Origin of the sequence: Pseudomonas sp. TWR3-1-1, assembly GCF_049896545.1 — a bacterium.
GTDB classification, from domain to species: domain Bacteria; phylum Pseudomonadota; class Gammaproteobacteria; order Pseudomonadales; family Pseudomonadaceae; genus Aquipseudomonas; species Aquipseudomonas weihenstephanensis.
The window spans coordinates 19,787-33,437 of record NZ_JAFCUO010000009.1; the positions used below are offsets into that span (position 1 = coordinate 19,787).

Here is a 13,651-nt window from a genome sequence, read left to right on the forward strand (position 1 = left end):
TCACTCTCCAAGGACTGACCCATGAGCTTGTGGACCACCACGCCCGACCTGGCGCACCTCAATTCACTGCGCACAAACACCATCTGCGATGTACTGGACATCACCTTTGATGCCTTCGATGACACCTCCATCACGGCAAGCATGGTGGTCGATCACCGCACGCATCAGCCCTTTGGCTTATTGCATGGTGGCGCCTCGGTCGTGTTGGCCGAGACCTTGGGGTCGATGGCCAGTTATCTGTGCATTGATCAGCAAAAGTTCTACTGCGTCGGCCTTGAGGTCAACGCCAATCACTTGCGTGGGGTGCGCAGCGGGCGGGTGAGTGCTGTTGCGCGTGCGGTGCATATCGGGCGTACAACCCATGTGTGGGACATCCGCCTGACGGATGAAAACGGCAAACTCAACTGCATTTCCCGACTGACCATTGCCGTGGTCGCGCTGGGTGATACCCCGCCTGTGCGCTGAGCAAAGGGGCACGCAATGGCCGTACTGGCGTCCTCGATGGCGTATACGGTCATTGATGTTGGGAATAATCCTACTGACAATAAGGCCACCCTTTTCAACTGGATGCCTTGTATGTCCCGGCAGATTTTTTTCGCCCATGCCAACGGCTTCCCTTCGGCCACCTACGGCAAATTATTTGCATCCCTGGCGCCTGACTTTCACGTCGCCCATTTGTCGCAGCACGGTCACGACCCGCGCTTTCCGGTGGACAACAACTGGCGCAACCTGGTCGACGAACTGATTTACCACCTGCAACAACAAGACGAACCCGTATTGGGCGTCGGCCATTCGTTGGGCGGAATGCTGCACTTGCACGCGGCCATACGCTGCCCGCACCTCTACCGTGGGGTCGTGATGCTCGACTCACCTGTGTTGACGCGCACCGATCAATGGGTGATTCGCGCGGCCAAGCGTTTTGGCCTGATTGATCGCCTGACGCCGGCCGGGCGCACACTGGGACGGCGCGAAGAGTTTGCAGACCGTGACGCCGCCCGGGCTTATTTTGCGGGTAAGTCGTTGTTTCGCAGCTTTGACCCGGACTGCTTTGAGGCGTATCTGGAGCATGGGTTGTGCGCGATGGATGATCGTCTGCGGCTAAGCTTCGACCCGGCCACCGAAATTGACATCTACCGGGGCGTGCCGCATACCAGTCCGGGGCTGATCAAGCAGTTGCAAGTACCGCTGACCGTGGTGCGTGGGCGCGACAGTCGGGTGGTGATGCGCCATCATGCCAACGCCGTCGCGCGCCTGCCCCTGGGGGAGGCGTTAAGCGTGCCGGGTGGCCACATGTTCCCGCTGGAACAGCCGCAAGACACCGCCAGCCTGCTGAAAGACATTTTTACCCGCTGGGAACTGCGTCATCCCGGCCTCTGAAGAGTGCTCTGCATGAATCCCGTGGTTGAAGAAATTCGTCTGAGCCTGCCCCACATCGAGCTTGCCGCGCATGTGTTTGGCCCTGAAGACGGCCTGCCAGTGATCGCGTTGCACGGCTGGCTGGACAACGCCAACAGCTTTGCGCGGCTGGCACCCAGGCTCAAGGGCTTGCGCATCGTTGCGCTTGATCTGGCAGGACATGGTCACTCTGCGCACAGGCCGCAGGGCGCGGGTTACTCGCTGTGGGACTACGCCTTTGATGTGCTCAGCGTGGCAGAACAACTGGGCTGGGAGCGTTTTGCGCTGTTAGGGCACTCGCTGGGGGCGATTGTTTCAGTGATCGTGGCCGGGTCATGCCCGCAGCGGATCACCCGAATGGCGCTCATTGATGGCGTCATGCCGCACATGGGGTCTGAACAGGGCACAGCCGAGCGCATGGGGCAGGCGCTGCAGGCCCAATTGGCACTCACGCACAAGCGTAAAACGGTGCACAAAACCCTGGAGGGAGGCGTCGAGGCCCGCATGAAAGGCATGGTCGCGGTCAGCCGTGAGGCTGCGCAGTTGTTGGCCCAGCGCGGTTTGATGCCGGTGCCGGGGGGCTACAGCTGGCGCAGTGACAGCCGCTTGACCTTGCCGTCCCCGCTGCGTCTTACCGATGAACAGGCCATGTCATTCGTACAGCGTGTCAGTTGTCCCACCACGTTAGTGGTCGCTGAGGACGGGATGTTGACCTCCCATCCGACGTTGCTGGATAGGCTACCCTTCACGCTGGAACGGTTACCCGGCGGCCATCATTTACACGTCAATGACGACGCGGGGGCAATCCTTGTTGCAGACTGTTTCAATCGGTTCTTCGCCGCTCCTTGACTTGCGGCGGCCAACTGCCGAGGCTTGGCGGGTTGAAATGGGAGACAACCATGATAGATCTCTACACCGCTGCGACCTCGGAAGGCCACCCGGTCTCTATCGTGAGCAGGCTCAAACACACCTCACCTGCGGGTGACGCGTGCCGATGAAACCGACCAATCGTTTTATCTGTGCGCTGGGCCTGAGCTGCCTCAGCCCTCTGCTGTGGGCGGCTGACGTGCCCGGCAGTCATGACTTGCGAGACGTGCCACGGCTGGCGGACGCGCAAATTGTCGATTACACCGTCAAGCCCGATGTCGAGCGCATCTACCCGATGGGCGCCATTCGAAAAATCAGCGGTCGGCTGCGTTTTGAAGGGCAGGTCAATGCCCGTGGCCAAACCACGGCGATCACCTATGAATTACCCGCTGAGCACTCGGCCACCGAAGCCTTTACGGCTGCGCGTGAAGCCCTGCAAGCCAAAGATGCGCAGTTGTTGTTCTGGTGCCAGGCCCGTGATTGTGGCGAAAGCAGCCTGTGGGCAAATGAGATTTTTGGTAACTCCAAGCTGGTGGGCGCCGACGGTGAGCAGTCCTACCTGTTGATCCGCCTGGCGGCGCCTGAGCAAAATCAGTTGGTCGCGTTGTATGGCATCACGCGGGGCAACCGCAAAGCCTACCTGCATGTCGAGCAGCTTCAGGCCAGTGGTGATCTGGGCCAATTACTGCCCACCTCAGCCACCTTGCAGCGCCAGTTAAAAAGCACGGGCGAACTGGATTTACCTGCGCTCACGGCAGAGCCAGATGCACAGTGGCTCACCTTGATCAGTCGCGCATTGAACCTGGATGCAACCTCCAGGGTCAGCCTGAGCGGTGTTCACGCCGCCGCATGGCGCGACGGTCTGATCAAGAGCGGTGTAAGGGCTGCGCGCATTGAACTGGGCGAGAGCCCGGCCCAGGGGCTGCGGGTCGAACTGCTCCGTTAAACGCTTGTCTGCGACGGCTACACTCTGCGTAGCCGTCGTCTTTTTTTGCCTATGAATTTTCTGTGGAACACACATGCTCAATAACGATCGCCTGCTGGTGCAGATCCTGCTGCTGGTGTTGTTCGGTGCCAGTCTGTGGGTGATGGCGCCTTTTTGGTCGGCGCTGTTCTGGGGGGCGGTGCTGGCGTTTGCCAGTTGGCCGTTAATGCGCTTGCTGACGCGCTGGCTCAATGGCCGTGAGTCGCTGGCAGCGGGCATTCTGACTTTGGGCTGGATGCTGCTGGTGGCAGGCCCGCTGGTGTGGCTGGGCTTCAACCTGGCGGATCACGTGCGCGACGCCACGACCTTCGTCAAGGATGTTCAGCTTGAAGGCTTGCCGCAGGCGCCTGGCTGGCTGGCGGGTATTCCGTTAATCGGTGAGCGCCTGGTGGGTATTTGGGACACCATCGATGAGCAGGGCGCGGCGCTGATTGTGGCCGTCAAACCGTACTTGGGGCAGGTCGGCAACTGGCTATTGGCCCGCAGTGCACAGATCGGCGGCGGCATTCTGGAGCTGACACTGAGTATCGTGTTTGTGTTCTTTTTCTACCGTGATGGCCCGCGTTTGGCGATGTTCGTGCATCGCTTGCTTGAACGCTTGATCGGCGAACGCGCCTCCTACTATCAGGATCTGGTGGCCGGCACCATTCAGCGAGTGGTCAACGGTGTGATCGGCACGGCAGCGGCGCAGGCGGTGCTGGCGCTGATCGGCTTCTTGATTGCCGGTGTACCGGGCGCACTGGTGCTGGGGCTGGCGACTTTTCTGCTAAGTCTTATCCCGATGGGGCCGCCGTTGATCTGGATTCCGGCCACGGCATGGCTGGCCTGGAAGGGCGATTACGGGCTGGCAATTTTTCTCGGAATTTGGGGCACGTTGATCATCAGTGGCGTGGACAACGTGCTCAAACCTTATTTGATCAGCCGGGGCGGCAACTTGCCCTTGGTGATCGTATTGCTCGGCGTGTTTGGTGGCTTGATTGCCTTTGGCTTTATCGGTCTTTTCATCGGCCCGACGTTGCTGGCGCTGGCTTACAGCCTACTGGTGGACTGGAGCGCGAGCCAGCAGAACAAAGACAAAATCTGAGACCAAACGCTGTAGTGCTGTTGAGGCGGGAGGCTGTGATGGGTTGCGAAGCGGCGTAAACCCGGTGATTGCGGTGTGACGAAAGCACCGGGTTGAAGGGTTTATGAAGGCTTCACCGCGAATCGCAGCCTCACATCACTGCTCAATGACGGCACATGGCGCCGTTAATCGCAGGTGCAGCCAGGAACGTATCAGGTGTTTTTCACAACCCTGGCTTCAACTTCATCTTTCATGCGCAGTAACTCGTCACCCGCCTGCTCGATGTCCGAACGCACGCTGTGCAATTGCTGGCGGCTCTTTTCCAGCAGACGTTTGGTCGAGCTGTGGCCCGTAATGCCGCGCTTGAGCGCCATCGCACCAATGCCTACCTGGATCAAGCCGATAAAGCCGCCACGGCGAATGCCTTTGCCCAGCATCACCACGCCGCCTGCCAGCGAGCCAACGCGCTCCCAGCCCTCTACGTTTTGATAACGCACGTCTTCGTACGAAGTGGATTCAATGCGCTCTACAGGTTTTGTGTTGCTCATGCTCTGTCTCCAAGGGATAGGTGGATACAGAGCTGACTGCCGGGGAGGGCGGGTTGTTCCATTCAATGGCGGGCGAGGATTAGAACTTGGGGCCGGAACGGGTGTTGTTGCCCTTGGCCAAACGGTCGTAAAGCACCACGTTGACGGTGGCCGCAAGGTTCATGCAGCCGTTGGTCGGGATGTAAATCACATCCTCGCACCAGTCCAGAATCTCTTTGTCCAGTGAGCCGTCTTCGGGGCCAAAAATGTACAGCGCGCGATCCGGGTGCGTGTACTCAGGCAGGGAGCGTGCGCCCTCGACCAGCTCAACCGCGACCGGAATGCAGCCCAGCGGGAGGATTTTTTTCAGGTCATCAATGCCGATCAACGGAATGTCCTGATGCACCTTTTTGGTGTCCGTGATGAAGTCGCGGGCACGTTCGTACCGTTTGCCGGTGTAAAACACCGAGGCCACGTTGTAGCAACCAGCCGCACGCATCACCGAGCCGACGTTTTCCGGTGATTTGGGGTTATACAAACCAATGCAGCTGTACCGTTTGTTCGCCACGTGCCCGAGCCCTTCAGAAAAAAGACGCGAGTATACCCCCTGTTACTGCATAGCCGTAGCCGCTGGCGCAGGGTGCGTTCGCCCACACACCCCGCGGCCCGGATTTGGACGTCGCCTGCGCCAGTGGCTGCGGAGCAAGCCGTCTTACTCGTCTTTTTTCATCAAGCCGGCGAGTGCCGCGAACGGGTTATGAGTCGCCTTGGCGACTTTCGGGCTGCTGGTGGAGCTGTCCGAGAAGTATTGCTGGTCGGTGTAGCGCGAGTGTTCGTTGTCATGGCAGTACAGGCACAACAGCTCCCAGTTGGAACCGTCTTGCGGGTTGTTGTCATGGTTGTGGTCGCGGTGGTGAACAGTCAGTTCACTCAGGCGCTTGCCCGCAAACTCTCGGGCGCAACGACCGCACACGTGCGGGTACATTTTCAGGGCTTTGTCGCGGTAGCCCATTTCACGGTCACGCTGGGCATCGGCCAGGATGCGATCCAGCTTCGCGGTATGGGAGGGAGGGTTGGCCGAACTCATGGGGTTACCTTTCAGGACGAATGACGGTCAGGTCGTTAAGTTTAGCTGTTGATCAGCCTTTGATTTTTTCAGCAATCCAGATTGTGTGCCGCGTGCCCTTGTTGCCGTGGGCAAATACCTGCACTTCTTCAGCCTTGAAACCGGCCTTGCGCAGCTTGTCGCTAAATTGTTTGTCGGCACTGGCCGACCACACCGCCAGCACGCCTTTAGGGCGCAAGGCTTTGGCGCAGGCGCTCAGGCCACCGGCTGAATACAACCAGCTGTTGGCTTTTTGGGTCAAGCCTTCGGGGCCGTTGTCGACATCCAGCATAATCGCGTCGAAGCCATTGGGCTCGGCCTGCAACACCTTGGCCACGTCTTCCATGCGGATGACGGTGCGCGGGTCTTGCAAAGGATTACCGGACTTTTCTCCCAGCGGCCCGCGGTTCCATTCAACAACCCCCGGCACCAGTTCGGCCACCACCACTTCGGCAGTTTTGCCCAAGTGTTTGAGCGCCGAAGCCAAGGTGAAACCCATACCCAGTCCGCCAATCAGCACCCGTGACTGCGGACGACCGGCGACCTTGCGGCACGGGATTTCGGCCAGCGCATCTTCCGAGCCGTGCATGCGGGTGTTCATCAATTGCCCCCCGTCGCCGCCCTGGATCTTGATCACGAAGTCCTCGCCATACTCGAACAGGCACAAGGCGCCGCCGTTTTCGGGGATCGGAGTGGTGTCGAGCAAAACAAAACGTTTCATGGATATCTCATAGAAGGGGACAAAAACCGCAGGTTACGAGTAGCCTGAGGGCAGACAAGCCGGTCTGGCAACGGAGTGATTGATGAAACGCACTATTCTAACGGCCATTGTGTGGGCTGCGCTCCCGATAAGTGCGGCACAGGCAGCAGAGCTGACGCCTGTGCCGGTGGTGCCTGTGACTGCGGCGCCGGGCTCACCCGGCACGGCGACGCCCACCCCGTATCCGCAGATCACCCCCAAGGCCGTGCGCAAGCCGGTTGCCGGAAGTGGCAGTTTGATCCCGCTGCCACCCATCGACTTGCCCCAGCCGCCCAAAGACCAGCCACTGCCGGGGCTTGAGGTCAAAGACCCCAAGGCCAAGCCCCCGGCAGAGTAATGGGCTTGATTGCATGTACAGGCGCGCCCCTACAGGCCCAGCACCTTGAACACAAAGGCATACTCCAGCGCCACATCGCGCAGGGCTTGATAGCGCCCGCTCATGCCGCCATGACCGGCGTCCAGTTCGGTCTTGAGCAGTAACAGATTGTTGTCAGTCTTGGTGACGCGCAGTTTGGCGACCCACTTGGCCGCTTCCCAATACTGCACGCGGCTGTCGTTGTAGCCCGCAATAACCAGCATCGCCGGGTAGGCCTGAGCGCGTACATTTTCATACGGCGCATAGGCTTTGATCCGGGCATACACCTGTGGCTCCTGCGGGTTACCCCATTCGTCATACTCGGTGACGGTCAGCGGCAGCTCGGGGTCGAGCATGGTGTTCAGTACATCGACGAACGGCACTTCAGCAATCGCCGCCTTGAACAGTTCTGGGCGTTGATTGAGCACGGCGCCAATCAACAGGCCCCCCGCGCTGGCGCCGCTGATCACCAGTTGCCCGGCGTCGGTCAGCCCGTGGGCAATCAAATGTTCGGCACAGGCGATGAAGTCGCTGAACGTGTTGTGCTTGTGTTCCTGTTTACCTGCGCGATACCAGGCCTCACCCAACTCACCGCCGCCGCGCACATGGGCGATGGCGAAGGCCACACCGCGGTCGAGCAAGCTGAGGCGCGAGTGCGAAAACCACGGGTCCAGACTTTCTCCATAGGCCCCGTAGCCATACAAATACAAGGGAGTGGGTTGGCCCAGCGCGCTGCGCTTGACCACCAGGCTGATTGGCACCTGCGTGCCATCGGGCGCCGTGGCCCATAGACGCTGGCTGACATAATCATCGGCATTGAACGGCCCGAGTACGGGTGTTTCTTTGAGCACCCGTTGTTCGCCGTTGGACAAGGTCAGCTGGCGCACTTGCGCCGGGCGATTCAGCGCTTCGTAGCGCAGTCGGATGCAAGGACTGTCGAACTCAAGGCTGTCTTGTACATACAGGCTGTAGGCGGCGTCCGGCAGTTGAACGCGATACGGCGCCAAACCCGCAGGACGAATCTCGATGATCGGCAGTCCGCCTTCGCGCAGGCTCAAGCACAAGGCGTTTGCGTTCAGGGTCAGGCCCTCCAGCATCACCTTGTCGTCATGGGCGATCAGCAGCGTCCACTCATTACGGGTCGGCACATCACCTGCGGCGCAGTACAGGGCAAAGTTGATGCCGTCCTGATTGGTGCGAATGAACCAGCTCCAGGCGCCTTGGTAAAGCCCGTGATCGACGCTGTAATCGTGGTCTTCAACCCTGGGTGCCAGGCAAGTGAACGGGCCTGTTGGCTGATGCGCATCCAGCACCCAGCTTTCACTGGTGGTTTTGCTGCTGAGCAGCAGGATGAGTTGGCGTTCGGAACTTGAGCGATAGCAATGCAGGAAGAATCGCCCGTCCGGCTCATGAAACACTTCATGCGCCCCCGACTCGCCCAGCGTATGGCGCATCAGTTTGTGCGGGCGGTGAGTGTCATCCAGTTCGGCAAAAAACAGCGTCTGGCTGTCATTGGCCCACGTCATGCTGCCATCACAGTCGTCAAACGGCAGTTCGGTGACCACGCCGGTGCTCAGCTCTTTGACGAATAAACGGAAAACTTCTTCGCCGTTGATGTCCAGGCTATACGCGAGGCGCTGATGGTCCGGGCTGATGCTGAACGCACCCAGTGAAATAAAACCGCCGTCGGCCAAGGCGTTCGGGTCGAGCAGCAATTGCTCGGCACGCTCGTCAACCTGCTGGCTGTCATCGGCCGGGCGCGGGCAGCGCAAGTGTCGCGGGTACTCATCACCGGCCACGGTGCGGGTGTAATACAGGAAAGGTCCCCAAGGCGAGGGCAGCGACAAATCAGTTTCGCGAATACGGCCTTTGATCTCTTGAAACAGGGCTTCACGCCGTTCAGCCTGATCGGCCAACTGCGCCTCCTGATAACTGTTTTCCGCTTTCAGATAGTCCAAAACCTCTTTGCTGTCGCGATTTTGTAACCATACATACGGGTCAGGACCCTCTACGGTATGTGCGATAGGCGCGCTGTTTGCGTGGGCTGATTCGGTCATTAAGTGTTCTCACAAACCTGCATGAAAAGAAGTCGTGCTGACGGCGGTGCAGCCGCCCTTGTCAAAAGCCGTTATCATAGCGCCTCATTGCCTGCCGACCATGGATACCATGACCGAGAACGACTATCTGCTCGCTTGGGGCCTTTACGCCTTTGCCGCTTTGGGCTGCCTGCTCGTGTGGTGCCGCCTGACCCGCTTCATGTGGCGCTGGCTGCGTGAACCCCTGCGTATATTAATGGCCGTGCTGTTGTTCAGCCCGACCATCATTGACCCGGTCAAGGAAAAATTTGCCCCCGCGATCGCCATCACCGCCCTCGACCTTGCTTTCAAGGTGGGCAATAACGCCTGGCGCGCGGTGTCCGACTTGTTGATGTACGCCATCATCGCGTTTTGCCTGTACGCAGTGTTTGTGCTGATTCGCTGGCCGATCGAGCGCGCCAGCAAAGCGCGGCGTGCTCGGCTGGCTGCAAATGAAGCGGCCCGCAAAAGCGAGCCCGAAGACGATCAACCTTTCGGCGCCGCCGATGATCGCTATGGCCATACGGCTGTACCGCGGCCTGCTGGCTCCTCACGGGTTGAGCCACGGCTGTAAACTTTTTCGTCAAGCCTGAATGCGAGCGTACGAGCGTGTGTGAATTACTGGGCATGAGCGCCAACGTGCCGACCGACATTGTGTTCAGTTTCACCGGCCTGATGCAGCGCGGCGGGCGTACCGGCCCGCACCGCGATGGCTGGGGCATCGCCTTCTATGAAGGGCGTGGCCTGCGGCTGTTCCAGGACCCGGGTGCCAGCTGCGATTCTGAAGTCGCCTTGTTGGTGCAGCGTTATCCGATCAAAAGTGAAGTGGTGATTGGGCATATCCGCCAGGCCAACGTGGGCCAGGTGTGCTTGTCCAATACCCACCCGTTTGTGCGTGAGTTGTGGGGCCGTAACTGGTGCTTTGCGCACAACGGGCAATTGGCGGACTTCAACCCGAGCGTCAGTTTTTACCGGCCCATTGGCGACACCGACAGCGAAGCGGCCTTTTGTGATCTGCTCAATCGGGTGCGCGAGGCGTTTCCAGAACCCGTAGACGTCGAAACATTGCTTCCCGTGCTGGTGGCGGCCTGCGCCCAATACCGCACTAAAGGCGTGTTCAATGGCTTGCTGAGCAATGGCGACTGGCTGTTTTGCTACTGCTCGACCAAACTGGCCCACATCACCCGGCGGGCGCCGTTTGGTCCGGCGCGCTTGAAAGATGTCGACGTGATCGTGGACTTTCAGGCCGAAACCACGCCTGCTGACGTGGTCACCGTGATTGCCACCGAACCGTTGACTGAAAACGAAACCTGGACCCGCTACGAACCGGGGCAATGGAGCTTGTGGCGTGGCGGCGAATGCGTCAGCCGCGGCACAACCGAATAAGGAAGGGCGTGTATGTTCCTGAGCTACCTGCGGTTGGTGCTATTTACGTTGGGCCTGCTGCTCGGCGTGCAAGTGCCGGGGTTTATCAATGATTACGCCAATCGTGTAGAAGCTCACCTGATCGAAGCCCAAACCGGGTTGGCAGGCTTTCAAAACACGGCCAATCAGTTTTTCAAGGGTGACCTGCAAGCACTGGTGGCTCACTACCAGGCCAGTGATGACCCGGTATTTCGCAGCGACGCCACCAGCCTGAACACGCTGCTGGCCCGTCAGCGCCTGCTGGATAACCAGTTCCAGGCCATGCAAGGCCCGTGGTACATGCGCGCCCTGCAAGTGGCGTATGCCGCAGACCCGGCCATCCGCCAGGAAACCTTCGACGCCTACACCTACCAAGTCTTGCTCTCGCCGACGGCCATTGGCTGGGCTATGGCGGGCGCGTTGTTGTTTTCCTTCATCATCGAAGGCTTCTTGCGCCTGATCGATTGGGTCGTGCTGGGCGGTAAACGCCAGCGCGAACGCATCGCCCGTCGCGAGCGCAGCTACTGAACCTCTAGGCTGCAATGGCCTGCCAGGCGGCCCCTTCCAAAGGGGCCCATGATGCTCATCGCCGCCAGCGATCAACTTTTCTTATCCCCGCGCCCGGCTTTTATTAGTTGGACGAACGCGTACGCCTGCCGAAAAATGTCCTACCTCTGAACTATAAAAAAACCACAGGAGCATCCGCATGAGCCGCCTGTTATTGAACTGCGATATGGGTGAAAGCTTTGGCAGCTGGACCATGGGCCTGGACGCCGAAGTGATGCCCTTCATTGATTGCGCCAACATTGCCTGCGGTTTTCATGCGGGCGATCCGGGCATCATGCGCAAAACCGTGGCCCTGGCGCTCAAGCATGACGTGCAAATCGGTGCCCACCCGGCGTACCAGGACCTGGCAGGATTTGGTCGCCGTTCTATGGCCTACACCGCGGCAGAGCTGCAAGACCTGTTGCACTACCAGTTTGGCGCGCTCGACGGCATTTGCCGTGCCCAGGGTACGCGTATCGGTTACGTCAAACCGCACGGAGCGATGTACAACGACATGATGGCCAGCCCCGAACAATTGCGCGCCGTGGTGCACGCTGTGGCGACCTACGATGCCCGCTTGCCGTTGATGCTGATGGCCACCCGCGACAACCGCGAGGCCCAAGCCATCGGCGATGAGTATGGCGTGACGTTATGGTTTGAAGCCTTTGCTGATCGGGCGTACGACAACGCAGGGCGTTTGGTCTCACGGCAATTGCCGGGTGCCGTGCACCATGACGCAGACACCATCGTGCGTCAGGCCCTGACCCTTGCGGCAGGCCAGTCGCTGATTGCCAGTGATGGCAGCGCGCTGTATCTGCACGCCAACACCCTGTGTGTGCATGGCGACAACGCCAGCTCGGTGGCCGCCGTGCAGCGCATACGCAATGCCCTCAACGAGTTACAGGCATGAAGCTGCGTATTGAAGTGGTGGCCATCGACTGCCTGATGCTGCGCCTGTTCGATGACATTGCCGAAGCCAACATGCCGTGGATGCTGGCCGCCACTGAGCGCGTACGCAGTGTGTTTGCCGGGCAGTTGATTGATGTGGTGCCGTCCTACACCACCTTGATGGTGCACTACGATGGGCTGGAGCTCAGCCCGGTTCAGGCGCGGGAGCTGATTGCCCACGCACTGAGCGACCTGCAACCGGACACACGGCGTCAAGGCCAGTGCCATGTGGTGCCGGTGTGGTACGACCTGAGTGTCGGGCCTGAGCTGGCATTGCTTGCCCAACGTACCGGCTGGTCGCACAACGAAGTCATCCGTTGCCACAGCGAGCACGAGTACCAGGTATTCGCCCTGGGGTTCGCGCCGGGCTTTGCGTTTATGGGGTTGATGGACGAGGCGTTAGCCGCACCGCGTCTGTCGACCCCGCGCAAACGGGTGGCGGCGGGCAGCGTGGGCATTGCCGAGCGCCAGACAGCCGCCTATCCGGCGCAATCTCCCGGTGGCTGGAACCTTATCGGGCGTACTCCCAGCGCCTTGTTTGACCGCGAGCGCGAAGGCTACAGCCTGATGCAACCCGGTGATCGCGTGCAGTTTGCGCCCATCAGCCATGCCGAGTTCATCAACTTGGGTGGCGATGACACCCCGCAGGAGGCACTGGCATGAGCCGTTTATTGATACAAGCCAGCACTGCGTTGTGCCAGTTGCAGGACGCAGGACGTTTTGGTGTCAGGCATTTGGGTGTGACCCAGGGCGGTGCGGCTGATTGGCGGTCGATGGCATTGGCCAACGGGTTGCTGGGCAATGACCTCGATGCCCCGGTGATTGAGATCACCCTGGGCGGGCTCACCCTGATTGCGCAGGCCGATTGCACCTTGGCACTGGCGGGCGCTGACCTTGGCGCGACCGTGGAGGGTCAGGCACTTAAACCCTGGCGCAGTTTTACGTTACATCAGGGTCAAACGTTGAAATTTGCTCAGCCGCTCAAGGGGGCACGGGCGTATCTGGCTGCACCGGGGGGCTTTACTGCGCCGCAGGTGCTGGGCAGTTGCGCCACCGTGGTGCGTGAAGCGCTGGGCGGGCCTGACGGTTTTGGCCATGCCTTGGTCAAAGGAGGCGAGTTGAGTTACAGCGGCGCCGGGCCTGCGTTGCGCGAGCTGAGCCGCGCGCTGATCCCCGAATTCGCCGCCCGGCCAGTACTGGATGTGATCCTGGGCGCACAAATCGGTGCGTTCAGCGGGCAAAGCACCTTCGATGTGTTCAACCGGCCGTGGACGGTAGACAGCCGTGCTGATCGCATGGGCATTCGCCTGTTAGGCCCGACGTTGGAGTATCAGGGGGCGCCGATGATTTCGGAAGGTATCCCGTTGGGGGCGATTCAAGTGCCGCCCGATGGTCAGCCGATAGTGCTGCTCAATGACCGACAGACCATTGGCGGGTATCCGCGGTTGGGGGCGTTGACCCCCTTGGCGCTGGCGCGGCTGGCGCAGTGTTTGCCGGGGGAGTTGGTGCAATTGCGCCCCACCACACAGCAGGCCGCGCAGCGTCAGCAGGTGGAACTTATGCAGCGCCTTAAAAGCCCCTCTCCTTGACCCTCTCCCTCAGGGGAGAGGATTGGACTGAG

General features: G+C 60.1%; 17 protein-coding genes. 12 read left to right on the forward strand and 5 right to left on the reverse strand.

Annotation, left to right across the window (positions count from 1 at the left end; all coding sequences use genetic code 11):
• The first annotated feature begins 21 nt into the window (after positions 1-21).
• From ACP7A4_RS18130 to ACP7A4_RS18150, 5 genes are all read left to right on the forward strand, one after another.
• Positions 22-465: a hotdog fold thioesterase gene (locus tag ACP7A4_RS18130; RefSeq protein WP_059762010.1), complete on the forward strand. Its 444-nt coding sequence runs from the start codon at positions 22-24 to the stop codon at positions 463-465.
• Positions 466-576: 111 nt separating this feature from the next.
• Positions 577-1,377, forward strand: a complete 801-nt coding sequence (locus ACP7A4_RS18135; protein WP_426247903.1) for an alpha/beta fold hydrolase — start codon at positions 577-579, stop codon at positions 1,375-1,377.
• A 12-nt stretch (positions 1,378-1,389) separates the two neighbouring features.
• Positions 1,390-2,244 carry an alpha/beta fold hydrolase gene (locus ACP7A4_RS18140; protein ID WP_059762012.1) on the forward strand — a complete coding sequence of 285 codons (855 nt, stop codon included), beginning with the start codon at positions 1,390-1,392 and terminating at the stop codon, positions 2,242-2,244.
• A gap of 145 nt (positions 2,245-2,389) precedes the next feature.
• Positions 2,390-3,208: a DUF4892 domain-containing protein gene (locus tag ACP7A4_RS18145; RefSeq protein WP_426247904.1), complete on the forward strand. Its 819-nt coding sequence runs from the start codon at positions 2,390-2,392 to the stop codon at positions 3,206-3,208.
• Positions 3,209-3,281: 73 nt separating this feature from the next.
• Positions 3,282-4,331 (forward strand): AI-2E family transporter, encoded by a 1,050-nt coding sequence (locus ACP7A4_RS18150; protein WP_059762014.1) that lies wholly within the window; start codon positions 3,282-3,284, stop codon positions 4,329-4,331.
• Between the two features lie 191 nt (positions 4,332-4,522).
• Here the strand turns inward: ACP7A4_RS18150 and ACP7A4_RS18155 are convergent, their stop codons facing one another.
• The 4 genes from ACP7A4_RS18155 to ACP7A4_RS18170 form a co-directional block, all read right to left on the reverse strand.
• Positions 4,523-4,858 (reverse strand): DUF2892 domain-containing protein, encoded by a 336-nt coding sequence (locus ACP7A4_RS18155; protein WP_203303893.1) that lies wholly within the window; start codon positions 4,856-4,858, stop codon positions 4,523-4,525.
• 79 nt (positions 4,859-4,937) lie between these two features.
• Positions 4,938-5,405 (reverse strand): RNA methyltransferase, encoded by a 468-nt coding sequence (locus ACP7A4_RS18160; RefSeq protein ID WP_059762016.1) that lies wholly within the window; start codon positions 5,403-5,405, stop codon positions 4,938-4,940.
• 144 nt (positions 5,406-5,549) lie between these two features.
• The gene (locus tag ACP7A4_RS18165) at positions 5,550-5,924 is read right to left on the reverse strand and encodes a YajD family HNH nuclease (protein ID WP_048366367.1); all 375 of its coding nucleotides are present in this window, start codon (positions 5,922-5,924) and stop codon (positions 5,550-5,552) included.
• 52 nt (positions 5,925-5,976) lie between these two features.
• On the reverse strand, positions 5,977-6,663 hold the full coding sequence (locus ACP7A4_RS18170; RefSeq protein WP_010656469.1) for a spermidine synthase: 687 nt from the start codon (positions 6,661-6,663) through the stop codon (positions 5,977-5,979).
• Between the two features lie 82 nt (positions 6,664-6,745).
• On the opposite strand from ACP7A4_RS18170, the gene ACP7A4_RS18175 reads away from it, so the two are divergent.
• Complete coding sequence (locus tag ACP7A4_RS18175; RefSeq protein ID WP_048402530.1) at positions 6,746-7,039, forward strand: hypothetical protein; 294 nt, start codon at positions 6,746-6,748, stop codon at positions 7,037-7,039.
• 29 nt (positions 7,040-7,068) lie between these two features.
• Here the strand turns inward: ACP7A4_RS18175 and ACP7A4_RS18180 are convergent, their stop codons facing one another.
• Positions 7,069-9,114 (reverse strand): S9 family peptidase, encoded by a 2,046-nt coding sequence (locus ACP7A4_RS18180; RefSeq protein WP_426247905.1) that lies wholly within the window; start codon positions 9,112-9,114, stop codon positions 7,069-7,071.
• A gap of 100 nt (positions 9,115-9,214) precedes the next feature.
• Between ACP7A4_RS18180 and ACP7A4_RS18185 the strand changes: the two genes are divergently transcribed.
• The 6 genes from ACP7A4_RS18185 (at position 9,215) to ACP7A4_RS18210 (ending at position 13,619) form a co-directional block, all read left to right on the forward strand.
• Complete coding sequence (locus ACP7A4_RS18185) at positions 9,215-9,706, forward strand: hypothetical protein (protein WP_059762055.1); 492 nt, start codon at positions 9,215-9,217, stop codon at positions 9,704-9,706.
• Positions 9,707-9,741: 35 nt separating this feature from the next.
• On the forward strand, positions 9,742-10,518 hold the full coding sequence (locus tag ACP7A4_RS18190) for a class II glutamine amidotransferase (protein WP_059762018.1): 777 nt from the start codon (positions 9,742-9,744) through the stop codon (positions 10,516-10,518).
• A 12-nt stretch (positions 10,519-10,530) separates the two neighbouring features.
• Complete coding sequence (locus tag ACP7A4_RS18195) at positions 10,531-11,064, forward strand: DUF2937 family protein (RefSeq protein WP_426247906.1); 534 nt, start codon at positions 10,531-10,533, stop codon at positions 11,062-11,064.
• A gap of 178 nt (positions 11,065-11,242) precedes the next feature.
• On the forward strand, positions 11,243-11,992 hold the full coding sequence (locus ACP7A4_RS18200; RefSeq protein WP_426247907.1) for a 5-oxoprolinase subunit PxpA: 750 nt from the start codon (positions 11,243-11,245) through the stop codon (positions 11,990-11,992).
• Positions 11,989-12,693, forward strand: coding sequence for a 5-oxoprolinase subunit PxpB (pxpB, locus tag ACP7A4_RS18205; RefSeq protein ID WP_426247908.1), 705 nt, complete (start codon positions 11,989-11,991; stop codon positions 12,691-12,693). The genes ACP7A4_RS18200 and pxpB overlap by 4 nt, the downstream gene beginning before the upstream one ends.
• A complete protein-coding gene (locus ACP7A4_RS18210; RefSeq protein ID WP_426247909.1) occupies positions 12,690-13,619 on the forward strand; it encodes a biotin-dependent carboxyltransferase family protein in 930 nt (309 codons plus the stop codon). The genes pxpB and ACP7A4_RS18210 overlap by 4 nt, the downstream gene beginning before the upstream one ends.
• Positions 13,620-13,651: the final 32 nt, after the last annotated feature.

What these genes read in the sequence shown, in the direction of transcription:
- ACP7A4_RS18130 (WP_059762010.1), top strand. Translation starts at nt 22, where the DNA reads ATGAGCTTGTGGACCACCACGCCCGACCTGGCGCACCTCAATTCACTG.
- ACP7A4_RS18135 (WP_426247903.1), top strand. Translation starts at nt 577, where the DNA reads ATGTCCCGGCAGATTTTTTTCGCCCATGCCAACGGCTTCCCTTCGGCC.
- ACP7A4_RS18140 (WP_059762012.1), top strand. Translation starts at nt 1,390, where the DNA reads ATGAATCCCGTGGTTGAAGAAATTCGTCTGAGCCTGCCCCACATCGAG.
- ACP7A4_RS18145 (WP_426247904.1), top strand. Translation starts at nt 2,390, where the DNA reads ATGAAACCGACCAATCGTTTTATCTGTGCGCTGGGCCTGAGCTGCCTC.
- ACP7A4_RS18150 (WP_059762014.1), top strand. Translation starts at nt 3,282, where the DNA reads ATGCTCAATAACGATCGCCTGCTGGTGCAGATCCTGCTGCTGGTGTTG.
- ACP7A4_RS18155 (WP_203303893.1), bottom strand. Translation starts at nt 4,858, where the DNA reads ATGAGCAACACAAAACCTGTAGAGCGCATTGAATCCACTTCGTACGAA.
- ACP7A4_RS18165 (WP_048366367.1), bottom strand. Translation starts at nt 5,924, where the DNA reads ATGAGTTCGGCCAACCCTCCCTCCCATACCGCGAAGCTGGATCGCATC.
- ACP7A4_RS18170 (WP_010656469.1), bottom strand. Translation starts at nt 6,663, where the DNA reads ATGAAACGTTTTGTTTTGCTCGACACCACTCCGATCCCCGAAAACGGC.
- ACP7A4_RS18175 (WP_048402530.1), top strand. Translation starts at nt 6,746, where the DNA reads ATGAAACGCACTATTCTAACGGCCATTGTGTGGGCTGCGCTCCCGATA.
- ACP7A4_RS18180 (WP_426247905.1), bottom strand. Translation starts at nt 9,114, where the DNA reads ATGACCGAATCAGCCCACGCAAACAGCGCGCCTATCGCACATACCGTA.
- ACP7A4_RS18185 (WP_059762055.1), top strand. Translation starts at nt 9,215, where the DNA reads ATGGATACCATGACCGAGAACGACTATCTGCTCGCTTGGGGCCTTTAC.
- ACP7A4_RS18195 (WP_426247906.1), top strand. Translation starts at nt 10,531, where the DNA reads ATGTTCCTGAGCTACCTGCGGTTGGTGCTATTTACGTTGGGCCTGCTG.
- ACP7A4_RS18200 (WP_426247907.1), top strand. Translation starts at nt 11,243, where the DNA reads ATGAGCCGCCTGTTATTGAACTGCGATATGGGTGAAAGCTTTGGCAGC.
- pxpB (WP_426247908.1), top strand. Translation starts at nt 11,989, where the DNA reads ATGAAGCTGCGTATTGAAGTGGTGGCCATCGACTGCCTGATGCTGCGC.
- ACP7A4_RS18210 (WP_426247909.1), top strand. Translation starts at nt 12,690, where the DNA reads ATGAGCCGTTTATTGATACAAGCCAGCACTGCGTTGTGCCAGTTGCAG.